Source organism: Pseudoalteromonas sp. 2CM39R, from assembly GCF_023161845.1.
In genome coordinates, this window is record NZ_JALNTM010000005.1 from 139,206 (window position 1) to 163,802 (window position 24,597).

A 24,597-nucleotide genomic window follows, 5' to 3' on the forward strand; every position below is an offset into this window, starting at 1 on the left:
TGAGATTTTTAACTTGACGGGCGAGGCATAACTGCCTCGCCGTGATATGAACGTACTACTCCCCTAAAGGAGTTAAATCGATACTGTCTTCAATACCATCATTGTCGGCATCGTTATCAGCAATTAAGCCTGAGTCGGCAATTGCTTGCTCTGAAGCGCCTGATAAGAAGAAGTTGGGTTTGCCATCGTGGTCCGTATCGATACTTGCGATCGAAGATGCAGGGAAGTCATCTCTACGCGCAACAATATTTGCTTGCAAAGTATATAGAGCTTGCTTGTCAGCATCGCCATTTAGCGTTGAGTTGATTAACTCCTGAACTAATGCCGGTTCATCTAAGAAAGTATAAGTAGAAACGAGCGTTTCCATGTTATCTTGTACAACTTTATCAGATTGCAGGTTAACAAATGTAGTCGCTTTATCTGTGAACTGTTTAACCAACGAGATAACTTTTGCATAGTTAGTCGCATAGTCTTCATCACTGGTGTGATGTTTAGCAAGTGCTGTGAGAACTGAGTCTTGAGCAAAAAAGCCAGTCCTTGATTCTTGATCGTTAATTGTTGTTTTAAATACAGTTTCAAGCATATCAGTGAAATCATCAATTTCCATAATAGCTTTTTCTGTATCTAGTTCAGTTAGTGAGCTTTCTAGCCAACTAAGTGCAGTATCAACCTGATCTGCAGCAATTAAATACCCTAAATTTTTCAGACGATATTCAATTTGGGATTCATTGCTTTCTAACAATTTTATTTCAGTATCAAGCTTTGTAACTACGGTAGGGATCGCAGCATAATTGTTTAAGTTTACATAAACATTTATGAGGTTTGAATAAGCTGCAATGCTAGATGTTGTCTCAAAATTACCGTTATTGCTAGCAATGTAGTTATCAATAATGTTTGAACACTCATTAGCATGCTGATTAGCTTGCTCAGTTGCATTAAGAGATAAATCAAAACGTACTAATGCTGCACAGCCTTGGAAGCCAACAATTTGAGCTACTCTTTCATTTAAAATATAGTCTTCTGAATAAAGTACTGTCGCTGCATAATTTAGTACTTCAATTGCTAATTCATCTTCATCTCGTGATTGTAAAATCATTGCAGCACCAGGTGCTGAAGAGCCACCCACTAGTGAATCATAAAAACTTTTAGCTTCAACCTCTTCACCTTCTAGGAAATAAGCTTTTGCAGTTGCAACAGCATCTGCCATAGAGAAACCAGCTGTTAAATTGTCTGCAATTTCATAAGCGAACATAAATTCTCTAGCATTGGTTTTATTTCTATCACTTGTAAGTAAAGAAAAAGCTAGGTTATTTTCTGCATTTACTCCATAAAGTGCTTTAATTGATGCTGATAAAGAGACTAATGGGTATGTATAAGTATTTAATGTTGCCTCAGAGTATGGGCTTGACTCATAAGGATAATTTTCATCAAAACCTGTCACACCATATAAAGATAAGACCAAATTTGTATAGTCTTTTGCAAGCTCCACTTCGTTGATTGAAAGAAGCAACTCAGTAGCCCAACTGATGTTTAAGGCCTTTCTCTTTTCTACACGCTGGTCTTTAAAAGCGCCACTTCTTTGAATCTCGTAACCAGTTTTAACTGATAATTCGCCATAGGCTCTAATAATTTGTAAAGCATTAGCTCTATTTGAATCCGTTCTATCCTCTACGTAGGCTTCAATTGCAGCTTCTGATGCATTTTTGAAAGGTGTTAAGAATCGGCCATAAGGTTTGTTGTACTCTTCTTCTCGGACTGTGTTTGCGTAAAGATTCAAAATATCTAATAAGTCATTAGCTTGTGTAACTTGTTTAGCTTCATTGTAATCATTTATTAGACCTAAATAGAAACTAGGGTCGCTTAAGTCAATGTTCTCAAGACCCTTTTCTGCAACGTATTGATTATATGCTGCTTCAGATTTTGCACGGTACTCTGCAGCTCTATCTGAAAGAAATAGTGAGTCTAATTTTTCACCAGCATCTCGGTGTGCTCTTGCGAGTTTATCTAATGCACTAATGGCAGAAAAGTTTTGTTCTGCTTGTTCTTCAAAGCCTGCTGCAATATAACCAACTGCTAATTGTGTGTTTACTTCGTCCATGTAAATATCATCATTGATATTTTCACTAATCGCTTGGGCTTGTTTTAAATGAGACTTATCAGAGCTGTAGTAATAATTGAGCTTATCTTCGTTCGTAACATACGACGGTTTTAATTCAATGGTTGCGCTGATAGGCGAGCTAATATTGCCATCGGTAAATTCAATAACAAAACTATCGTTAATTTCTGACAGCGTTTCTGCGGTAAATGTAAATGCCCCCGTTTGTTCATCTAAATTAAGGGTACCGTTGGTAGGAGGCGTTACTAAAGAGACAGTTACAGTGTCACCGTCGGCATCATTAAAAGTTAATGAACCTTCAGTTGTTGTTGAGGTGGTTACTGTGATTGACTGGCTCGTAAGCGTTGGCGCATCGTTAACGTTGTTAACCGTAAAAGTAAGTACTGCATCAGTACTTAAGTTGCCATCAGTGGCGGTAACGGTAACCGTGTCTTGGCCTGCAAAATTTTCTTTTGGGGTATAGGTAAATGTACCATCAGCATTTAAAGCAAATAATCCGTTACTTGCTGCTGAGCCGAGGGTATAGCTAACAGCATCATCATCTGTTGCCACAACTTGGCCTGAAATAGATGAATCTTCATCTAAAGTGAACGTTAAGTTACTTGTGAACTCAGGTGCATTATTACTATCTGAACCACCGCATCCAGTGAGTGCAAATGCAATTACAAGTGGTAAATACTTTATTTTTTTCCTCATTCCTATACTCGTATTTATTATTAAATAATTTTAAAGAGGTGGAATAATATCATTATAATACGAATGATAATAGATCTTAATTTCATTTGATTATTCGTTTTTGTGCAATTGCAGTGATCCTAGCCTGGGTCGTGCTTTAAATAACTAACTCTTGCAGTGGACGGTAAGTGGCATGTTGCAAAAAAATATACCTTTTCAGAGCAGTTATTTTTTCAGAGCTGCGTTAGACTATTGTTATTGATGTAATTAACCGAGGTCTCAAATGATTGAGTATCCTGTTGACCAACTTCCCCAGTTAATTGATGACTTGCTTCAGTGTGACACCACAACACGTAAAAATAAGTTACTTGCTGATGCTAAAGAAAAGCTTTCTACTGAGCATTTATCGTTATTATTTGAAGCCTTACCTAAAGAACAGCGTCTAGAGATTTGGCAATTACTCGATGAAGATACACAACATGAAATCTTCATTAACTTAGGTGGTGATAGCTGTCGCTGGTTATTACAAAGCTTAGAAGAAGCCGAAGGCTTTAAGCTACTTGATGAAGTGAGCGTAGAAGAGTTACTTGAACTTGAAGAAATTATTCCTGAGCGCTTTGTTGATTATGCACGCAAACAACTTGATGAAGTTCAAACAAAGCAGTACGACCTTGCACAGCAATATAATCCAGAGCAGTTAGGTCACTGGCTCGATTTTGATGCGCTAAAAGTGTCAGAAAAACTCACCGTGGCCGGGGCTCGTAAAATTTTTCAAAAAGGTTTACCGCAATATACCGAGGTGATTTATCTAGTCAGCCGTAAGGGCACTCTCATTGGTGAAGTGGCTATCAATGCTTTATTTAAAGCCAATGATAACGACAGCCTGCTGGATTACGCGAACCTAGATGTATCGGCTTTACATGCTGATGACGACCTATACGAGGCGGCCGAAGTGGTTATTCACAGTGAACAAATGGCAATGCCAGTTGTTAATGCCGACAACAAACTATTAGGCCGGTTATCAGTGTCATCAGCTTATGAATTGCGTCAAGAAGTCACCGACGAAGCCGCTGCAAAAGCCGGTGGTCTACGTGAAGACGAGGATCTGTTCTCAAGCGTCACTAAGTCAGCAAAAAACCGCGGTATTTGGCTTGGTATTAATCTAGCAACGGCGTTTTTGGCCTCTTGGTTTATTGGTTTGTTTGGTGCAACTATTGAGCAAGTGGTTGCGCTGGCGGTATTAATGCCGGTTGTCGCTTCTATGGGTGGTATTGCAGGTAGTCAGACGTTAACGGTTATTGTGCGCGGTTTAGCGCTTGGTCAGGTTACCGACTCCAACCGTAGAGCATTGCTGAAAAAAGAGCTAAGAGTAGGAGCGTTAAATGGCTGTGTTTGGGCCTTTGTGATTGGTGTACTCACTTATTTTTGGTTCAACGATGGCATGTTAAGTTTAACAATTACTATCGCTATTTTACTTAACTTGGTTGCTGCTTCGTTATCAGGGGTAGTGATCCCATCGATTTTAGATAAGCTTAAAATCGATCCAGCCCTTTCAGGTTCTGTGATCCTGACCACAGTCACCGACATCGTTGGTTTTGTTACCTTCCTAGGTTTAGGTAGTTTACTCCTTCTTTAAGGGATCGGATGCTGGCTAAAGTAGTGTTTAGCCAGCTTTTACAAAATTAATCCCCTCTAGTGATAACTTTCAAAAGAACATAAAATAAACACTTTTATTTACCTAATACACAGTTATTATGAATTGTGACTCAGTCAAACTAAAAGGACGTTAATATGGTATTAGGTAAAAAAGGAGTACTCGCTGCTTTATCGGTAATGTCAGTGTTTAGTGCATCAGCAGCACAAAGCGCTTCGGGTGAACAAACTAAACTGAGTGAAGATCCCACCAAGGTCGTCACTCAGTTTGGCGCAAGTTATTCAGATGAATTAAGGATCACCGGTTCGCTAAGTTTGGGAGCAGTAAAAAAGCTTAATGCTAGTGTGAGTGCCAATGGTGATGAATGGCGTGTTGGTGGCTCGTGGCTATTTGATATTGGCATTGTTAATTTTAACTTTGGTAAGCAAAGTTATGATCAAGGAGCTGAGCGCACAACCTACAGTATTGGCACTTTTATGCCACTGAGTTACTTTGATATTGCGCCCTATGGTTGGCAAATTTTCGCTATGGGTGGTTATAGCCATGTTGATGGTGACATTGCTTGTTTAGCAGGGCAAGGTGCGTGTTTAACAACAGAAATTCCTGGACCTGAGGGTTGGGTTCTCATTCCAAATAGTAGTGATGGTGGTTACTTGGGCGCGTTTGCTCTAAAACCATTATCCGAAAAATGGACATTAATGACTGCAGCAGCGTATTCGGTAGGTTCTAACGATTATTCAGGTTATTTCGCCGCTATTGGTGCAAGTTATCAATTTGATAAACAACAAAGTTTTAAACTATTTGGTGCAACAGAAGACAGCGATTACGGCTCAGATCAAAATTTAGTGCTGGGTTACACTTATCAATTTAATTAAAAATTACTGTTATAAGCTGTTAAATTTTGTTAGTTTTCTGAGTGAGTTATCGCTGAGAAAATAGTGCATGAAGAAAAAGTTAGCCTTGTTATTGTTAGGATTATCGAGCCTTAATGCCAATGCCTCTGAAAATTTTAGTGATCATGAGATGTTTTGTGAGAAACAATCACAAATTAGTTGCTTAGATTACATTAATCAACAGCTAGCAAGCAGTGAGCTTGGCTCTGCGCGTTGGTATGAGATTAAATCTTATCAGTTTGATTATTTCTACGACAAAATGGAATATCAAATCTTGAAAGATAGCACTGAGCCTTTCATTACCAGTGAAGAGTTACCTGTTGTATTTCAGGTGCAAGTTTACTTTTATTACGCCAAATCAATGCATTATTTAGGCGACTTTGAAACTGGTCGTAAATATGCCACAAAAGCATTTGAAAAACTGCAAGCAATCTTCGACTCCTTTGGTAACCCTATGCGTATGGTTGAATTGGCTAATCTACAATACGTGTTTGGCAACAAAGAAACGGCATTGCAAATTCTTGATAGGGCAGAGCGACGCTTTGGCAAAAGCAAAGATCCCATTTTCCACTTTGAACTGGCTTCGAATAAAGCAAATGTTTATCACTCATTAGGTGATATAGACGGTGCACTTGCAAATCGAAAAACCGCCGCTGATTGGATTTTAAAAACCAACCATAACCGCAAAATCTCTGTTGCTTTAGGTAATTTAGCGCGTACCCACCAACTTCTGGCAAATTATGAGCAAGCCGATGAAGTTTATGTACAGTCTCTTAAGTACATGGATACAGATTCAGATAGACATGTGATTGCTATTTATAAGTTACGTCTTGCTGAAATCAATTGGCAAGCAGGAAAGCAAGATCAAGCATTAAAATGGTTTAAGCAAGTGCATAAAGAAGACATTCGGCAATCACATGCGAAACTTTATGCACACCTAGGTAACGTGCTTTAGATAGTGTAAAAACACCCTGGTTTTTCGTCTTCACCCGGCGCTAAAATTTGTATATGGGTTGACTCACCTTGTTCCATCAAAGGCTTCATAGTTTTATCAAACTGCTTAGCGGCATGTTCAATTAATTTTGCTTGCTGTTCCAGAGCTTTAAAATCGGCATCATGAGCAGCCATAAGTTTATTGAGTTCTTTAGCCAACTTATCTTGCTCTTTTAATAAACTTTTATTAATTTGCAAGTGGTTCTCGTCTTCAACAACTGCTTCTTCGGTGATTGCTTCTATTTGCTCAGAGTACTCAGTAACTTGTAGCTCTATGTCATTAATTGGTTGCTCAAGTGCTTCAAGTTTTACTTGTTCACGCTCAAGCTCTAGGTATGCTGCAATTTGCTCGTTATTGAGGGGACTTTCGCTTACCTTTTTACAGTCTTTAAAAGTGATAACGCGATAATCACCCTGGTTGTTTGTTGTGCTGGCATTAGAGAGGCCAATACAAGCAGTAGTGGCCGTGATTAAGAGTGCACTTACGCTAATACGTACTAAATTCATAATGATGTCCTAATGGGTTATGTTATTTAGTTAGTCGTCGCAAGTGTGAAAAAGGTTGTTTAAATTTTAAATTTATATCCCACACCATAAATTGACTCAATGTAATGACTATCAGGATCGGCTTGAGTCAGCTTTTTACGCAAGTTTTTAATGTGCGAATCAATACTGCGCTCGTAGCTCTCAAAGTACTTCCCTTGGGTCATAGTTAGTAAATCTTGGCGTGAAAAAACCTTATTAGGTGAGGCAATTAATATTTTTAACAAGCTAAATTCATTAATTGTTAGTTTCAGTTCTTCATTTTTTACCAGTACTTTGTATTCGCTCGGATCAACAATAATATTGCCTGCTTTGAATGTACTAGGTTTGCTACTTGGCATTCGGCGTCGTTTTAAAATAGCTTTCACACGCGCCATTAACTCTTTTGGTTTGAATGGTTTAGTAACATAGTCATCGGCCCCAACATCAAAACCAATTAAGTGATCAATTTCTTCAACCCGTGCCGTAAGCATAATAATAGGCACATCACTGAATTGTCTTATCTTGCTACACAACTCGATTCCGTTAGTGCCTGGCAGCATGATATCGAGAATAATCAAATCAGGGTTTAGCTCATTAACAGCATCCAGTGCGCAGTTGCCATCGTGAATTAGGCTTGTTTTAAACCCTTCAAGATATAAATACTTTTCTATTAATTCGGCAATTTTAACTTCGTCTTCAATAACGAGAATATGCTGTTTAGCTAAGGTTTCTGACATATTATTGCGCCTCTGCAAGCGGGAGTTTTAACGTTATACACAGACCGCCTAAACGGCTTTTAGTTGCATTTATTTTTCCCAGGTGGGCTTCAACAATTGTTTGGCAAATCGCCAAGCCTAAGCCAAAACCGCCAGTTTTTCTGTTACGAGAGCTATCGGTGCGATATAAACGATCAAATAGTTTTTCAAGAGCCTCATCAGGAACACCGGGGCCTGAATCTTCTATCGATAAAAATACATGATGGTTAGACACGGTTAAATCTAACCAGACTTTTTGCTGTTCATCGGTATAGCGTAAATTATTTTCTAAAATGTTTTGTAGAACTTGTGTAATACGATTTTGGTCGGCTAAAACCATCACTGTTTGCTCTGGTAAGGTGGCATTAAGCGTGATGTTTTTGGATTGAAATTTAAACGCATACTTATGCGCTTGTAGGGCCACCAAGGCATTAAAATCAATGGTTTCCATATGATAGTTAAAGCTGTGTCTGTCAAGTGAGCTGACTTTATGTAAGTCGTTCACAAGTCGGCTTAACAGCGCCACTTCTTCTTGTAGTGAGTTTATTGCCTTTTGGTTTGGTTCGATAATGCCATCGTTAATAGCCTCTAATTCACCCTCTAAAATAGTTAAAGGCGTGCGTAGCTCATGAGAAATATCCATGAGCCATTGGCTTTGCTGCGATTCAAAACGTCTGAGCTCTGTAGCAATACGATTAAAATCATCCGCTAAGGTCGCAAATTCATCACTACTGTTGACGGTTATTTTGGTCTCAAACTCTCGCTCTGCAAGGGCTTTCGCGCCTTTTTTTAGCTGCGAAATAGGGTTAGTAAAATGACGTGCGAGTAAGTAACTAAACAATAACGCAATTAATAAACCAATCCCTGCTGTCCATAAACTGATATTAATTTGTGTATTAAGGTAATGCTGAGTTAGCGCACTAACATGATTGCGGTTAGCATGCAGCTGAAGCACCGCAACAACCTCGCCATTGTGGGTAATTTCTTGTTCGTTTACGACCTCTGTTTCGGTATTGCCTGCAATCAATATTTCGCCCTTTTCATCAAGCAAACTTAGGCGTTTTTCAAAGGGCATAAAGTCATCAGGCATGGGTTTATTACGGGGTGGCGGTTCATGCATGTCAGCAAAGTTTGCAGGCTCTTTAAACTCTTTTGATGGGTCAAATTCAGGTGGTTGGTCGAACGATGGTGGTACCCCAAAATCATCAGGGGGTGGCATCGGCTCATTTTGCATATGCTTTTCAGGAGGCCCATTTAATGGAAAAGGGCCGGGCTCTCCTGGTTTTGGGCTATTGGGCGAAAACAATAAACGGCTTGAATGAAAATTACGGTTGATTAGCTCATACCACAGGGCTTTAGAATCGATAAACATCCCAATCGAACCCGTTTGCTGATACTGCAGGCTAATTTCAGTGGCTATTCGGTTAAATGCTTCGTTATCTATATCTTCAAACACATTATTGAGCATACGCTTATTGGAAATTGCATTTAGACCAAACATGGTCAGCACCAGTAGTAGCGTAATGATAAGATTGGTAATTAAGAGTTTGTGAATTAACTTCATAGATGTAATAGTAAAATGTAATAGCCAGAAATGAATATACTATAAATGTCTATTTTTTGGCATGTGCATCCTAGTCACTCTATAAAAGCACCACTTTTTCTACACAAAGTCTCTACATTTGTTCTTTATACTCGACGTTAATTACTCATGTTAGCGAAGGGGCACAAGATGACTTTAAAACCTGAACTTTATACTCGTAGAAAAATGCTTAAAACATTAGGTGTTTCAGTTGCTGCTGTGCCTATGTTGGCATTTTTAGGCTGTAACTCAGATACAGTATCGTCCACCGATACAACATCAGACACCGATACATCAACAGATACAGACACCAGCACTGATACAGATGATACAACAACCACGAACGACAGTGATTATGTATCGGGCACAACAGCACTTATTACCGATGACTTCCCTGATGACAGCATTTTTGAAACATCAACCGCATGTGTGTTAGCTCTGACTCAAGCAACAACCGAAGGCCCGTGTTACTTCCAAGCTGATTCAGACGAAGACATCTCTGATGGCCTAACGGGTTTACCTATGATGCTGTGCTTACAGTTAATTGATAGCGACTGTAACCCATTAGCAAATTACGAAATCTCGGTTTGGCACTGTGATACCAGCGGTATTTATTCGGGCGACACTAGCAGTAGTTCTGATAGCTCACGTTTTGCGGGTGATTTCTGTACTGGTGACGATGCCGAAGCTGAGGCAAGTACCTGGTATCGTGGTTCATTGATCACAGATAGCAGTGGTCGTGTGAACTTTAAAACGCATTTCCCAGGTTGGTATGCAGGTCGTACTATTCATATTCACTTTAAAGTAGCAAACAACAATAACGACTATGTAATTAGCCAGTTCTGTTTTACTGATGCGTTTGCAAAAGAAATTTGTACCACTCATAGCGATTACAAATCACGTGGTGAACAAGATACAACCCTTGCTAGCAACGACAACGTGTTTGGTAGTGATTATGAGCAGTTTATTTTAAACACAGCACAAAATAGTGATGGCACTTTATTGGCGTATCACACTATTCAAATTAGTTAATTTATTCACTCATCATTGTAGGTTAGGGCGTGTTAGCAATTACTGCTTTCACGCCCTATTTTTTAGAAGCTATAAGTGATGTTACCGTAAATAAAACGGCCATCTAAGCTGTATGGCGCAAAGCCACTATAAGGGAAAATTTGATTAAAATTACTAAAACCAATGTTGCTTACAGTATCTTGAGGGTACTGATCAAACAGGTTGTTGGCACCTAATGCGAACTTCCACTGCTCATCAGGGCGGTAAGCCACTTCTAAGTCAGCAATCCATTTAGCATCAAGTACTTCATCTCCATCAGGAGTACTTGATGTATCAACTACTTCACCATAACGAGTTGCTCGTAATGTAGTTTGGAAGTTTTCATAATCCCATGTTGCAGATAGGTTCCATTTATCGGCTGGTGTGCCTTTTTCAAAGCGTGTGATTTCACGACGAGAGAAATACTCGTAGCTATCACCAAGGGCTTCTAGCTCTGCTGGGTTTTCTTTAACATGTGTCACTTCGGTGTCGTTAAAGTTAACTGCTGCACTTAAGCGTAAATCACCATAGCTTTCTAAACCTAATGAGTAGGTCGCAACAATATCAACACCTTGCGTACGTGAATCAATGGCATTAGTAAAGTAACGAACGCGCTGCGTATTTACTTCGCCCGCTTCGGCTAAAATAGCTTCAACTTCTGGGCCGCTTAAGTTTTCAGATAATACGATACGGTCGTCAATTTCAATGCGATACGCATCAAGGGTTAAGCTAAAGCCGCCTTGCGTAAAGATGAAACCCGCCGTCATATTAACTGATTCTTCAGCGTCTAAATCACGAGCTCCCAGTGCTTGCGCTGCTGGCTCATCAACAGGGAATAACCCCACTTCACTTGGCACACCATTTTCAAAAACAGTGCTTACTGATTTATAAGATGTTTGGGCCAGTGAAGGCGCTCTAAAACCTGTGCTAATTGCACCACGTAGCGACAGCGACTCATTAATGCTGTAGCGCGAAGCAAGTTTAGAGGTAAAGGTACTACCAAAATCACTGTAATCTTCAAAACGACCTGCTAAAACAAGGTTCCAATCTGTAGTTAGGTAAGTATCAAACTCTGCAAATACCGCAATATTATGACGGCTTTTATCGGTTACACTTTCTGGTGAGAAGCCAGGTAACACTTGCGCGCCACCGGCAGCAACTGGGTTGCCATCGTCATCTAATACAGTTAGGTAAGATGCTGTTTCACCTGCTTTAATTTGGTAGTTTTCGTGACGATACTCAGCACCAATCGTAACAAACACATCATCAGGTAAACCTAAATCTAGTGTGTTGCTTGCATCCATGTTCACTAAGTATTGTTCATAAACAAGCGAGCCATCATCAAACTCTGTTGGGCTGCTAACACCCATCGAGGTATTTAAGCTGTTACTTACGCCAATGCCAAAATCGTTGCGACCATAATTGGTGCTTACATCCCAAGCCCAATCATTAGTTTCGCCATTTAAGCCAATTGCAAATGAGTAGTCATCAACATCGGTATCAATTTGCGGTAAGAAACCGTCAGGGTACACTTCAGTTAAGTTACGAGAATCTTTAGCGCGACGATAAAAACCACCTGAGTTACCTTTACGGTTTGAGTAACTTGCAAATGAGTAAAGCGACAGCGAGTTATCAAACTCATAACCTAGGTTGTAAAAAAGCGCGAAGTCTTCGATATCGGCTTTACCAAAGCGGTGGTTATAGCGGTCAAAGTCAAACTCACGTGAATCTAAATCGCCATTCTCATCACGGCTATATTGCTCACGTGCATCAAAGCCAGAGCGATTTGTTGGCTCGTTATTACGTGACTCAATCGACACATTAATAAAGCCATTATCGCCAAGTGCAAAGCCCGCATTAGCACTTGCTGTACGCGTAATTCCGTCGTTTACTTCACGGTCGCTGCCAGTTTCAAAGCTTAAGTTGCCTTCGCTATCCGTTGTGGTGTTTAGTAGCTGAGGAGAGCCTGCCATTTGTGTGTCGTATTCACCGTATGTGTAGCTCACGCTACCGCCTTCATCGGCATCTTTTAATACAATATTGATCACACCGGCAATCGCGTCAGAACCATATTGAGCTGCAGCGCCATCACGTAGAATTTCAACACGTTTAATTGCAGAAGTAGGTATATTATTTAGATCTACTGCCGTTGAACCGCGGCCAACCGTACCATTTAAGTTTAATAATGCACCGGCATGGCGGCGTTTACCATTAATCAGCACTAATGTGTGATCCGGAGCAAGGCCACGTAAAACAGCCGGTTTCGCGTGGTCAGTGCCATCAGCAATTGTGGCACTCGGGTAGTTAAAGCTTGGTAATTGTGATGCCAATACTTGGCTCATATCAAGCTGGCCTGTACTTGATAGATCGCGACTTGTTAATAAATCGACAGGCACGGTACTTTCAGAAATGCTACGAAGGCTACGGCGAGTACCTGTAACAGAAATAACTTCAACATCTTGAACGGTGTTGTCAGTTGTTTGCTCAGCAGCGATTGCAGTCACTGATGTAGCTAGCGTACTTGCAATTGCGAGTTGCAAAGGTACTTTTTTAAAAATTGTCATTGTTGGATCCCATCTAACGTTGATTTCGCTTCGCAGTTTATCAATAAAAAAGGAACAAACAAATAACATAAAAGTATACTATATGATTATCTAAACAAGCTATTTAGCTCACTGAATTTACATTAAATTAACTTTTATTATGCGCTAATACTGATTTTATTTCTGCCCTCTGTTTTTGCTCGGTATAAAGCAGTATCTGCAGCGCAAATTAATGCCTCTGAAGTACGATATTGATTATTAAATTCGCAAGCAATTCCTTGGCTTACACTTATTCTAAAATCACTCGGTAAACCTATGTCAGTAAATGGCATGTTATTTACTTTTATTTGAATATGTTTAGCAATAGCGGCGGCCGTGTCTTTTTGGCAGCGGGGTAATATAATGGCGAATTCTTCTCCACCATAACGGGCTGCTAAACAATCGCGAGAAGGGAGTGATTCTGCGATTATACTTGCTACTTTTTGTAAGCATTTATCGCCTTTTACATGACCAAATCGGTCATTGAATAATTTAAAGTAATCAATGTCGATTAATATAGTGCTAATAGCTTGATTAGTTTGTACGCTTTCTTGCCAGTGCTCTTTTAATGACTCTTCAAGGGTTAATCTATTTGCAAGGCCAGTTAAATGGTCAGTAGTAGCCTGTTTAATTAAACGGTTATATTGTTCTTTGTGTGATGATAAATCATGTAATACACATATAAATAAATTTTCTGCAACGGCAATGTTTTTTGGCAGGCTAGATATACATAAATCCGCCTCAAGGGTTTTACTGTCGGCACGGTTTATTTTAACTTCGTTTGGCCCAAGGCTTATCGGCGAGTCTTTATGGTCTAACCAACTGAGTAGGGTATACATGTATTTATCACGGTCGGTGTCGTGTAGGTAATGTAAAATGTTTTGCCCGATTAACGCTTCTTGGTTGTCACCTAAAAGCTGAGCCGCCATCGGGTTTGCAAATTCAAACGTGCCTTGGCCATTAATGATAAACACTCCCTCAGGAATGTTCTGAAACATTTGGGCAATCAGTGCAAGTTGCTCTGAATTTATAGACTGCGCAAGTGCGCTTTTCGCTTCTGATTTATTAGTGCTTGGTTGTTCATTTTTATTAGTAGACACGTTCGTTTCCTTTTTGCCGATGCAAACGATTTTGGTGTCTATAAAGTTACTTAAAAAAGTGCAAATTAACCTTCCGGTAACCTTCTGGTTTTAAGTTGTTGTTTTTGAAATGAAAAAGGCTCCTTGGTGGAGCCTTTTGTATGTTTTTTAGTTTTCACCTTTATTTGTAATCCTAGGATCACTACTAACGAATTGTCCTTTTTCACTTGAAACAACAAGGTGAACTGCAATTTGTTCATTTGTTAGATCTGCGTCGATAACTGTAACAGTCTTCTTATCGTTTGAAATACTAACTGTTATATCATCCAGGTTTCCATCAATGATTTCTTCTCCAAGAGCATTAAGTGGTGATAGTTCTGGATCGTTAAAAATTAACTCTTCATTTTTATCTGTTAGTTTGTAGTTGACCAATGTGTTCTGAACAGTGACAGTTACATCTCCATCAGTTTGATTTCCATTGTCATCATAGTAGGAAAACGTGTAGCTTTCTGTTTCTGGATTAAAAGTTGCGATAACTACAACATCGATTTGAGGTGATACTTTATAATTAGACATTAATTTTCCTTTTTAAATGGATTTAACTAAACACTCTGATGATTTTGAGTATTGCTTTTTAAATGATGTTTTATTGCTTTTCTCTAATAAAGGCTTTACTAGTTCTAATGATTTTCTACATTGTTCATTAGCTTCAGTAGCAAGGTGTTTATTTGAAAGTTGTTTTGCGTAGAGGAAGTGAAATTTACTCAAAAAAATAGCATTGTTGTATTCATCTAATTCTTTAGTTGAACTTATAATATTAATATTCGTTTTAATTAACTCATCACTTTTACCCCAATCTCCAATCGTTTGATAATAATCAATGAGGTGATTGGTTGATATTACTTTGTCAATGCTGATCTTGAAGTTGTATTTTTCAATTGACAGCAGGTCATCGTTTGACACTGTATGCCCTGTTTTAAAGCTTAGTGGGATCATGAAAGCTTTATATAGTTGAAGTTGTTTTTCCCACTCTTTATTATCTTTATCTCTATTGGAAACGGCTTGTAATATTGAAGTTGCAATTTTTATATTTGAATATGCCTTTTTGTAGTTGCCCTCTCCCTCATATATAAAGGCGATTAGGGAGTAAGAATGAGCTAAATATTCTTGGATACGGTCATTTTTGTTGCTTTTTAAAAGTTCTTTATATTGTGACTGGGCTTCGAGGTGTTTAGTGATCGCTCTATCAGGAAATCCTAAATGGTCTTCGACATTAGCAATCCAAGTACCTGTCTCTGCTTTAGTCATCAATAAATATTCATTTTGGGGCTGCTCGGAGAGTCCTAAATCAATAAACTTAATTGATTCTTGAAAAGCATTTTTAGCTCTTTTATACTCTTGAAGTTTCAAGTATAGGGCGCCAAGAGTGCTACTAGAATCTGACATCTCTGTAATAGCGTCTTTGGATTTGGGGTTAATTTTATACATTTTTCCGCTAGTCACTTTATATTCTTCAAAGAATGGCCTAGCTACTTTATAATTCTGCTGATCATAGGCTATCTGCCCTAACCAAAAAGAATTTGCTCCTTTTGTTTTTAATACTTCCATCCTAGAACTATATTCTGTGACAAGAGGATTAAGTAAATTATTAGCACTTTCGAATGCCTTTTCGGCTTCGTCAAGTCTACCTCTATAATATGCAACTTCTCCCATTGCCATTAAGGTTTGTATATATTGGAATTCTTGTTTGAATGTTTGTTCACTTCTTAGGAAGCTCCAAAATGAAGCGTCAACTTTTTGATTTGCGAAGTATTCAAGGGCTTTGTTGCTAATACCATCCAGTAAATCCATACGCCTTACGCTTCTGAGTTTGTCGGCAAATTCACCAACCATAAAGCCCAATAAACTTTCAGCTTCTTGGCGTTTTTGTGTTGCTATTTGTTCGGCGTGGTAGCTGCGCACGCTCATAAATGTGGCAATAAAGGTTAAGCAAACAAGTGCAGCCGCCGTTATTTGTAACACACGTTTTTTACGTTTGGCTTTGTTGTTAGAAGCTTTAATTAACGCTTGTTCGTCGCTCGATAAGCTAAACATAGGGTTTTTAACTAGGCTTTGTGCTTCTTGCAGCGGTTTGCCTTGGGTTAATAAAAAGTCGCTGTGTTTATGTTCAAGCAGCCAGCGCTCGGTGGCTAGTTGCACGCGGCTTTGAATTGCTAAGCTTTGTTGGTGTTCTTGTACCCAATCTATGGCGCGTTGCCAATGGCGCAGCAGCGCTTCGTGGGCAAGGCTAAAGCAGGCTTGCTCATTTTTAAGGTGCGATACAAACAAGCGGCTGTCGACCATGGCCTGAACAAGCTTGGTCGCAGCAGGGCTGGTTAATTCGCTCCAACGTGCTGCACGGCTAGTGAGTGTTTCGCCATCTGGGTTTAAAGTGATTAGCTTAGAAAGAACTGCAGCAAGTTCAGTTTGTTGGTCTTTGGGTAATTGGCAAAATACTTGTTCGGCTTTTTGGCCGATGGCTCCTTCGATGGTGCCAAGCGTTTGGTATTCAGAAAACAATAATTCGTTGTCTGGGCTGCGCTGCAAATAAAGCTGTTGCAAGGTGTATTGCAGCATTGGCAATGCATCTGGGTTATTGGCAGTGTCGTTACAAAGTTGTTCATCAAGCGGTGTGTGATGCTCTGGGTGATGTTGCCAACTTAAGCCTGCTGCAAGTGCTGGCAAACGGATCATTTGCTTAAGCTCAGAGCGAGTTGGCGCTAATAAGTCAAAATGTGCGCCATTGGCTTTACCTGCCATTAAACTTGGTTGACTCACTACTTGCGGGTAAAAGTCATTCCGACAGGCACTAAAAATGATCATGCAGCCACTTGTTGCTAAGCGCTCAATAAGTGCTAACAGCTGGTTGCGCTCGTCATCGCTAAATAGCGGCGATGACAATAGCACTTCGAGCCTGTCGATAAATAAAAATAAATAGGGCGTAGTGCGCTCTTTATTTAGCGCTGCAAGTGCTGCTTTACAGCGAGAAATAACCTGTTCTGGATCTGTTAATAACAATTCAGCCAACGCATCGGCGCTTATATCGCTAAGTACAGGTGCGTCGTTTATTTCTAAATCGAGCAAGGTTGAGGCTAAATCAAGCAGTAAGCGCTCTTTGCTGACATCGGCAAAGTCGAGTTGGCAGTAACTGTGTACTCTTATGCCATCGTAGCCATTACTCGACATTAAAGCGGGCAATACACCTGCGTTAACTAACGACGATTTACCTGAACCACTGGCTCCCAAAATTAAGCAAAATGCGCGACCAAACTCAATTTGAGCCGACACTCGCTGTAACAAGGTGGCAATTTGTTTGTTACGACCAAAAAACACATCAGCTTGCTCTGGTGCAAACGCACTTAAGCCAACAAAGGGCGAATCACCTTGCCAACTGGTTTGGCTGGCTTTTTGTTCTTCGTTGAGTGGAAAGTTGATTTCGGCAATTACTCGATAACCGCGTTTACGAATGGTTTCTATGTAATGCGGATCGCTTGCTTTATCTTCAAAGGCTTTACGTAATTGGGTGATCACTTTATGTAAGGGGTTGTCACCGAGCGCTACATTTGGCCAGCAGTGGCTGATAATTTCTTCACTTGTTAGTAGCTCACCTTGTTTTTCGCAAAGCAGCAGTAATACATCCATCGCCTTGGGTTCAAGATGCTTTGTTTGTTCACCGCGCCGGATTGAATTAGTGGCCGGAGTAACTTGCCATTCGCCAACGAAAAACAGTGCCGTATTCATAGTGTTATCTTCATTGTTATTGTTAGAAACGCAGCCCGATTGGACCCGTTTTTATAAGATTACGGAATTCTTTGATTAATACAATATTATGAGATTAACAGCAAGTGCCTTGCCTTTTTTGAGATTAAAAAATCATATTGATGTCGTGTATATAAAACTTTTTGTAAAGTTTGTTTGACTTTTTGTGTTGCTAGGTTAACCTTTAGTCAAGTTTACTTTACTTTTAAGGTGAGAATAATGAATCAAACAGGATTAACCTTTAAACAACGTAATAAGCAGAACACGCTAAACCTCGCTAAATGGACATCTGCATGGGTGATTACATTAGCAATTGCCTCATTTGGGCCGCATTTTTTATGGCAAGAGCAGGCTATTTTTAGTGTTGTGGCAATCTTAATCAATGTAGTAGTTGGCATCATGATGATTTTATCTAACAAACGACAACTACAAGGAATGGATGAGCTGCAGCAGCGTATGCACCTTAATGCAATGGCCATTACCTTGGGGGCAAGCTTAGTATTTGGTTTGGCTTATTCGGTGGTGCAATCAAGTGGTTTAATAAGCTTTAAAGAAGATATATCTCACCTCGTGCTCTTTATGGGTTTAACCTATTTAGTGAGTCTTTTAATGATGAATAAGCAGTTAAACGACGAGGGCGAAGAATGAAAAACCGCTTGAAAGTGCTTCGTGCTGAGCACAACTACACCCAAGCGAAACTCGCAGAGCTTTTGGATGTGTCTAGGCAAACTATTAATGCGATTGAAAAAGGTAAATTTGACCCAAGTTTGCCATTAGCATTTAAAGCCGCGCGTTTATTCAACCTGAGTATCGAAGAGATATTTCAGGATGAGTAAGTTTGATAGCGTAGGAGGCGTTTTAACGCCGAATGTTAAATCATTCTGGTTAAACGCCATTTATCCTACGTGATATAAAATCGCTGCTACATTTTTGTTAACTTTCGACTCGTAGTTTTTTCATCTGCATCGCACTTAACGACCACATTAAAAAGCCACCTAAGAATAGTGCCGCCGAAACATAGCCTGTTTGACTAGGGAGTGCGCCTTCGGCAATAGCCATACCGCCAAGCCAAGGGCCAATCGCATTAGCTGTATTAAACGCACACTGGACTAGTGCACCAATCATGGCATGCCCTTGTGGTGATACATCCATTAATAGCGATTGGATCACGGTACCTAAACCAACACTAAAACCAATAAAGAAAATCACCGCGTATAACAGCCAAATATTATGGCTTGCGCTTACATAACTGGCTGCAAATACTACCGCACCAATTAGCGCAGCCCCTGTGGTTTTCAGCGGTGAGTAGTCGGCGGCTTTACCTAATACGTAGTTACCTAAAGTACAGCCAATACCAAACATGATCATCGCAATAGAGATAGTGTAAGCAGGGGTATGGGTGACTTCTAAAATAGTGTCGGCAATGTAAGTGTAAACACAAAATACACCACCAAAACCAATAATGATGATACCCAGAATAGTCCATACGAGCTTGTTCTTTAATACACTTAGCTCATCGAGAATCGATGTTGGCGCGGTATTTTTTACGTTAGGTACGTATTTCACAATCAATACCAAGGCAACTAATGCAAGTATAGCGGTGCCCGCTAAACAATAACGCCAGCTAAAGTTTTGACCCACAAGGGTGACCATGGGCACACCAACGATAGTAGCAATGGTTAAACCCATAAATACTTTTGACATAAAGCTTGCGCGTTTATCGGCAGGGGCGATGTCGGCCGCCAATAAAATAGCGGCGGCGAAGTAGGCACCGTGTGGTAAACCACTTAAAAATCGAAATAAAATAAGTTGCTCAAGCGAGTTTGCAAAAGCACTTAAGCCATTGAATAAAAACATCATACTGACAAACATCAACAGGGCATTGCGCTTACGCATGTTGGCGGTTGTGATCATAAATAGCGGCGCACCGACGACTACGCCTATCGCGTAAGCACTGATGGCATAACCACTTTGCGCAGGCGTAGACGAAAATGTTTCGCTGATCAGGGGCAACATTGGCATCATAGAAAACTCTGATAGGCCTAAAATGAATGTGCCTAAAGCCAATACTATCAGAATGGTAAACGTGCTTGCGTTGCCTTGGGAGTTGGCTACGTTAGTCATGTAATTCCTTTAAAATAAATTTAAAAACAAAATAGATTTTTGATAATTGAAAATGCCAGTAACAAATACTTTGTTCTGGAGTAGAGATGTGTGCCCAGCGCTATTGTAATACAAATTAATGGGGTTGATACAGTACTTTTTGGAACGTTCTATATTTGTTTGCTATAAGAAAATAACCTGAACTTCTTAAGTCTTTGCTGTTCAAAATAAATACTGATAAAAAGCCAACTATACTTGGTTAACTAAATTGGTTTAAAGGAGAGCGCAATGAAAAAGATATTTGCTTGTATCGACGGTTCATGCATGACCGATGCGGTGACAGAAGCGGCTATTTGGATTTCTAAGCGCTCCAGCCATCCAATTAATTTTCTGCATGCATTAGAGCCACCTTTGCCGCAGGGCAGTGATGATTTAACCGCAATTATTGGTTTAGGTTCGCAAACCTCATTGTTAGAGCAATTGGCAAAACTTGAACAAGAGCGCAACAAAGTAGCGTCGCAGCACGGTCAATTATTGCTAGATGAAGCAATGAAAAAAGCCGAGCATGCAGGCTTAACCGAGATTGAGCAACAGCAGCTTTCAATGAGTCTTGTTGATGCCTTACTTGAACATGAAGACAACGCCCGTGTGATGATTATTGGCCGCTCTGGTAAAGGCCATTACGATGATTTTAAAGTACTGGGCTCGCATATTGAAACGCTGATCCGTCAGGTGCATACCCCGGTTGCGATTGTGCCGCCGCAATTTCATGAGCCTACAAACTTTATGCTGGCTTATGATGGCAGCGAAAGTACCGACAAAGCGATTACACAAATTATCAATGGCGGGATTTTATCCGGCTTAGATTGCCATTTGGTGATGGTTGATAAACAAGACGGTCACTGCCAAGACAAACTTGATACTGCCTCAGCAAGGCTGGCTGAAAATGGCTTTAATGTGAGAGCGCGCATGCTCGATGGTGATGTTTACCAAGCGCTGTGGCGATATAAAAGTGACCACGCCGTTGACTTAATGGTGATGGGCGCATTTGGTCACTCTAAATGGCGGCAATTCTTTTTAGGTAGCACGACCTTAAAAATGCTTGAAGATAGCCGTATTCCTTTAGTGGTATTGCGCTAATTATATACCTGTGACAGGGTGCGACAATATGTCACGTGTTCAGACTAATTAATGAGTTTTATAATCGGCGTCATTAATTATTTGCTTTGATTTTAAAAGAGTTATGAACACGCAATCTTCTCGCCCTAGTTTTTTATTTTCTAAAATTGCTGCAGCACTTAGCTGTGTTTTAAGTATTTCGGCCTTTGCTGATGATTCTATTGAAGTGATAGAAGTACAAGGTCATGCCCAAAATAACCATCAATTAGTTGGCTCTGCAGACGCGTTACTGAAAGATTTAGGTGTTGATTTTTCAGCAGCCGGAGGGGTGTCTAACTTTCCTGTGCTGAACGGCATGATGGGCGATAGAGTTAAAGTTTTAGTCGATGGTGCTGATGTTACAGCAGCGTGTGCTAACCAAATGAACCCGCCACTCTCTTATGTGTCGGCAAACCAAATTGCCTCTTACAGTGTTGTTGCTGGTGTATCACCGGTAAGTAGTGGTGGTGATAATATTGCCGGTGTTATTAGAGTAAATACGATTGCCCCTGAATTTAGTGATACAGATTCAGTGAACTGGCGCGCAGGCTATGTTACCGCCCAGTACAAAAGCGTTAACGATAGCCAATCATACGCGCTAGGTGCCAGCCTTGCGAGCAAACAGTTTAGCTTGTCTTACCAAGGCAGCTTTGAAGATGCTAACAGCTATGATGATGGGCATGGTGAGCGTGTACTTGATACCTTATATCGAGTGCAAAATCATGCTTTAACGGGCGCTATTCGTGATGAGAAACAACAGCTTGTAGTTAAGCTGACGCATCAAAAAATTCCTTACCAAGGCTTTGCAAATCAATACATGGATATGACCGATAACACCAGCTATGGTTTCGTTGCTCAGTATCAACGTGAGCTTGAAAATGGTGATTTGCAGGTGCAAGTGAATGCGCATGATGTAAAACACGAAATGGGTTTTTTCAGTAATGAGAAAACCGGCATGATGCCAATGAATACCGATGCACAAGATTACAGTTATCAAGTTCATTGGCGCACTGATTTATCAAAACAGTCATCATTAATGCTTGGGCAAGAATATTACGGATATCGAATTGATGATTGGTGGCCGGCGGTTGCAGGGTCAATGATGATGGGCCCAAATGAGTACGTAAACATTAACGATGGCAAACGTGACCGCCTTGCGGCATTTGCTGAGTACCAAAACCAAGTAAACCAAGCATGGTGGGTGTCGGCAGGTGTTCGTGTTGAGCAAGTCACCACAGATACTGGCGAAGTGCAGGCTTATAACGAAGGTGGCATGAGCGGTATGGCTAATATGGGCTCAATGATGGATATGTCAAAAACCGACGCCCAAGCTGCGATGGAATTTAACCAATTAGACCGTAAACGTGACGACACCTTAGTTGATATTAGTTTACTTGCTCGCTATCAATTATCGAACAACGATGAGCTACAATTTGGTTTAGCTCGTAAAAACCGCGCCCCTAATTTATATGAGCGTTACAGCTGGGGTGTAGGTAGGATGGCAACCACCATGATTGGTTGGTTTGGCGATGGTAATGGTTATATTGGTAACCCAGATTTAGAAGCCGAAACAGCTCACACATTGAGCTCTAGCTACACCAAACTTGCCAAAGACGATAGCTGGCAAATAACGGCAAATGTTTGGTACACGCAAGTAAATGATTATATTGATGCTGAAGTAACTAAGAGCTTTAATCGCACCGACATGGCGCATACCAAGCGTAATATTCTTACTTTTACGAACCTAGATGCGACACTTTACGGTGCAAAATTGGCTGGCCTGGTAGAGCTTTACAACACAAAGCAAGCAGGAAAGTGGCAGTTAAAAGGCTCACTAACCAGTACTCATGGCGAGCATGATGATAGCAATGAAGACTTATATCAAATTATGCCACTGCACACTGAGCTGAGCCTAGAGCACGAATACAAAGGCTGGCAAAACGCACTGAGCTGGCAGTGGGTTGATAGTAAAACCCATGTTGATGAGCGCCGTTTAGAAAACCAAACCGACAGCTATCAGCTATTAGCTATCTCAAGTCAGAAAACGTGGCAAAATTTAACCTTTAAGTTAGCAATTACCAACTTACTTGATGAATATTACCAACAGCCGCTTGGCGGTGTAAGCATTGCTAATTATAAGCAAGACATGAGCAATGGTTTTGAGCAACTTGCCGGACAAGGCCGCTCGTATAATGCCAGTGTGAGTTATAGGTTTTAGAGAAGGGAGTTGCTAGAGTAAAGTTAGCAAGCTGCTAGGGGAAAGAGTAAAGAGAGCTGTCAGCTATCAGCCGTCAGCTTTCAGATTAAAAACCAGAGTTTCTAGTTACGAGAGTAAAGTTAGCGAGTCAGAGCACGTGTCCGATATAAATGTGAAATAAGCTGTCGTAGGCGTGAAATTTATTTCGCGCGAGGGTGCTTGTTTTGTGTGGTGGTTGAGACGCGCCAAGCAAGCGTGACGCCTACGGTGTAGGAGGTGTTTTAACGCCGAACAGCTTTATTTTATTCACGGCTAAAGCCGCTCCCACGTTTTTTGATGTAGGCGTGAAATTTATTTCGCGCGTTATCTTTTTATATTGCGCGATGTAAAATCGCGCCTACAATCTTTGTCTCGCAACTCGCAACTCGCAACTCGCAACTCGCAACTCGCAACTCGCAACTCGCAACTCGCAACTCGCAACTCGCAACTCGCATCTCGCATCTCGCATCTCGCATCTCGCATCTCGCAATCATTTTATCGGCAAATATATATCCGTTTGCAGATCACATTCATCAACTTCATGGATGAGGTTGAGGTAATGAAAGAAGCAAGGGAAGTCTCTGACTTCTTCGCGGCTTTGCACCAGCCATTCACGGTATAAGTAGTAAACTGTATCGCTAATGGTGTCATGAGAGCCATTATGACGAACTACGGCGCAGCGTCCTGCTGGAATTTCACCATTTCGCACACCTTGCGGGTTTTCAGTAATCGGTGAGGTGATACTGCCTGCGAAGTCAAAACGAAATGCATGGTCTTCAGTGGTGGCCGGATCGCTAAACGGGATCCCATACGTGTTACTGGTTTTAACAGGTGAAAAGCCTGATTCTTTACGCCACTCAATAAATTTTGCAGCGGTATTCATTAGGGTATTAGCAGCGCCTTGGTGGGTTAATAAAGCCACCGGCTGTGCTTTAAAATCAACAATGTTTACATTCATAGGGCAAACCTTTTTGTCAGGTAATGAAAATTCAAACTGTGTGTGCCAATTAGGCCAGTTTGGTTTGCTTCTGAATTCGCTAGGCGACTGCGTAAAGGTGCGCTTAAAAGCACGGCTAAATGCTTCTGGGCTATCAAATTGCGCTTCTAATGCAACATCAATAATTTTAAGTTGATGTTCAAATGCAAGTCGAAATGAGGCACGCTTTAAGCGCGCAAGCTGCGCATATTTGGTAACGCTTAGGCCAACTCCAGCGACAAATAAACGATGAAAATGATATTTCGAACAACATGCCACCTCACTGAGTGTCTCCAGTGATAAAGGTTCATCAAGATGCTGACTAATGTAGTCACAGACTAACTCAATGCGTTGTTGTTGCTTCGTTTTCATGGTTACTCTTTAATGCTTTTCAGAAGAGGGGCCAGTTTGCCATGGCCCCT

The 24,597-nt window shown here is 40.6% G+C and carries 18 protein-coding genes; 8 read left to right on the forward strand and 10 right to left on the reverse strand.

The window, feature by feature from the left end:
- Positions 1-55 precede the first annotated feature (55 nt).
- On the reverse strand, positions 56-2,812 hold the full coding sequence (locus MTF66_RS13155) for a cadherin-like domain-containing protein (RefSeq protein WP_248527411.1): 2,757 nt from the start codon (positions 2,810-2,812) through the stop codon (positions 56-58).
- 262 nt (positions 2,813-3,074) lie between these two features.
- On the opposite strand from MTF66_RS13155, the gene MTF66_RS13160 reads away from it, so the two are divergent.
- The 3 genes from MTF66_RS13160 to MTF66_RS13170 all read left to right on the forward strand — a co-directional run bounded on the left by MTF66_RS13160 (position 3,075) and on the right by MTF66_RS13170 (position 6,293).
- Complete coding sequence (locus MTF66_RS13160; RefSeq protein ID WP_248527412.1) at positions 3,075-4,427, forward strand: magnesium transporter; 1,353 nt, start codon at positions 3,075-3,077, stop codon at positions 4,425-4,427.
- 155 nt (positions 4,428-4,582) lie between these two features.
- Positions 4,583-5,320 (forward strand): hypothetical protein, encoded by a 738-nt coding sequence (locus tag MTF66_RS13165; RefSeq protein ID WP_248527413.1) that lies wholly within the window; start codon positions 4,583-4,585, stop codon positions 5,318-5,320.
- A gap of 67 nt (positions 5,321-5,387) precedes the next feature.
- Complete coding sequence (locus MTF66_RS13170; protein ID WP_248527414.1) at positions 5,388-6,293, forward strand: lipopolysaccharide assembly protein LapB; 906 nt, start codon at positions 5,388-5,390, stop codon at positions 6,291-6,293.
- Here the strand turns inward: MTF66_RS13170 and MTF66_RS13175 are convergent.
- The 3 genes from MTF66_RS13175 to MTF66_RS13185 are packed head-to-tail and all read right to left on the reverse strand — an operon-like array spanning position 6,290 to position 9,112.
- Positions 6,290-6,838, reverse strand: a complete 549-nt coding sequence (locus tag MTF66_RS13175) for a hypothetical protein (protein WP_248527415.1) — start codon at positions 6,836-6,838, stop codon at positions 6,290-6,292. The two genes, MTF66_RS13170 and MTF66_RS13175, sit on opposite strands and share 4 nt — an antisense overlap.
- A gap of 59 nt (positions 6,839-6,897) precedes the next feature.
- A complete protein-coding gene (locus tag MTF66_RS13180; RefSeq protein ID WP_062565069.1) occupies positions 6,898-7,593 on the reverse strand; it encodes a response regulator in 696 nt (231 codons plus the stop codon).
- A 1-nt stretch (position 7,594) separates the two neighbouring features.
- The gene (locus MTF66_RS13185; protein WP_248527416.1) at positions 7,595-9,112 is read right to left on the reverse strand and encodes an ATP-binding protein; all 1,518 of its coding nucleotides are present in this window, start codon (positions 9,110-9,112) and stop codon (positions 7,595-7,597) included.
- Between the two features lie 231 nt (positions 9,113-9,343).
- Between MTF66_RS13185 and MTF66_RS13190 the strand changes: the two genes are divergently transcribed.
- The gene (locus MTF66_RS13190; protein ID WP_248527417.1) at positions 9,344-10,225 is read left to right on the forward strand and encodes an intradiol ring-cleavage dioxygenase; all 882 of its coding nucleotides are present in this window, start codon (positions 9,344-9,346) and stop codon (positions 10,223-10,225) included.
- A 62-nt stretch (positions 10,226-10,287) separates the two neighbouring features.
- On the opposite strand, the gene MTF66_RS13195 is transcribed toward MTF66_RS13190, so the two are convergent.
- The 4 genes from MTF66_RS13195 to MTF66_RS13210 all read right to left on the reverse strand — a co-directional run bounded on the left by MTF66_RS13195 (position 10,288) and on the right by MTF66_RS13210 (position 17,684).
- Positions 10,288-12,807, reverse strand: a complete 2,520-nt coding sequence (locus MTF66_RS13195) for a TonB-dependent siderophore receptor (RefSeq protein ID WP_248527418.1) — start codon at positions 12,805-12,807, stop codon at positions 10,288-10,290.
- Positions 12,808-12,944: 137 nt separating this feature from the next.
- Positions 12,945-13,925, reverse strand: a complete 981-nt coding sequence (locus MTF66_RS13200; protein WP_248527419.1) for a diguanylate cyclase — start codon at positions 13,923-13,925, stop codon at positions 12,945-12,947.
- Between the two features lie 147 nt (positions 13,926-14,072).
- Positions 14,073-14,480 (reverse strand): DP-EP family protein, encoded by a 408-nt coding sequence (locus MTF66_RS13205; RefSeq protein ID WP_248527420.1) that lies wholly within the window; start codon positions 14,478-14,480, stop codon positions 14,073-14,075.
- Between the two features lie 12 nt (positions 14,481-14,492).
- Entirely contained in the window at positions 14,493-17,684 is a 3,192-nt protein-coding gene (locus MTF66_RS13210) for a winged helix-turn-helix domain-containing protein (protein ID WP_248527421.1), read from the reverse strand.
- 237 nt (positions 17,685-17,921) lie between these two features.
- Here MTF66_RS13210 and MTF66_RS13215 point away from each other — a divergent pair, with 237 nt between their 5' ends.
- Together MTF66_RS13215 and MTF66_RS13220 are read left to right on the forward strand one after the other, a co-directional pair.
- Entirely contained in the window at positions 17,922-18,350 is a 429-nt protein-coding gene (locus MTF66_RS13215) for a hypothetical protein (RefSeq protein WP_054551821.1), read from the forward strand.
- The gene (locus MTF66_RS13220; protein WP_054551820.1) at positions 18,347-18,538 is read left to right on the forward strand and encodes a helix-turn-helix transcriptional regulator; all 192 of its coding nucleotides are present in this window, start codon (positions 18,347-18,349) and stop codon (positions 18,536-18,538) included. Before MTF66_RS13215 ends, MTF66_RS13220 begins: the two co-directional genes overlap by 4 nt.
- 97 nt (positions 18,539-18,635) lie before the next feature.
- On the opposite strand, the gene MTF66_RS13225 is transcribed toward MTF66_RS13220, so the two are convergent.
- Positions 18,636-19,826 carry an MFS transporter gene (locus tag MTF66_RS13225; protein ID WP_248527422.1) on the reverse strand — a complete coding sequence of 397 codons (1,191 nt, stop codon included), beginning with the start codon at positions 19,824-19,826 and terminating at the stop codon, positions 18,636-18,638.
- Positions 19,827-20,093: 267 nt separating this feature from the next.
- On the opposite strand from MTF66_RS13225, the gene MTF66_RS13230 reads away from it, so the two are divergent.
- Both MTF66_RS13230 and MTF66_RS13235 read left to right on the forward strand, forming a co-directional pair.
- A complete protein-coding gene (locus MTF66_RS13230) occupies positions 20,094-20,945 on the forward strand; it encodes a universal stress protein (RefSeq protein ID WP_062565077.1) in 852 nt (283 codons plus the stop codon).
- A gap of 103 nt (positions 20,946-21,048) precedes the next feature.
- The gene (locus MTF66_RS13235; protein WP_248527423.1) at positions 21,049-23,181 is read left to right on the forward strand and encodes a TonB-dependent receptor; all 2,133 of its coding nucleotides are present in this window, start codon (positions 21,049-21,051) and stop codon (positions 23,179-23,181) included.
- A 508-nt stretch (positions 23,182-23,689) separates the two neighbouring features.
- Here the strand turns inward: MTF66_RS13235 and MTF66_RS13240 are convergent.
- On the reverse strand, positions 23,690-24,547 hold the full coding sequence (locus tag MTF66_RS13240) for a GyrI-like domain-containing protein (RefSeq protein WP_248527424.1): 858 nt from the start codon (positions 24,545-24,547) through the stop codon (positions 23,690-23,692).
- Between the last annotated feature and the right edge of the window lie 50 nt (positions 24,548-24,597).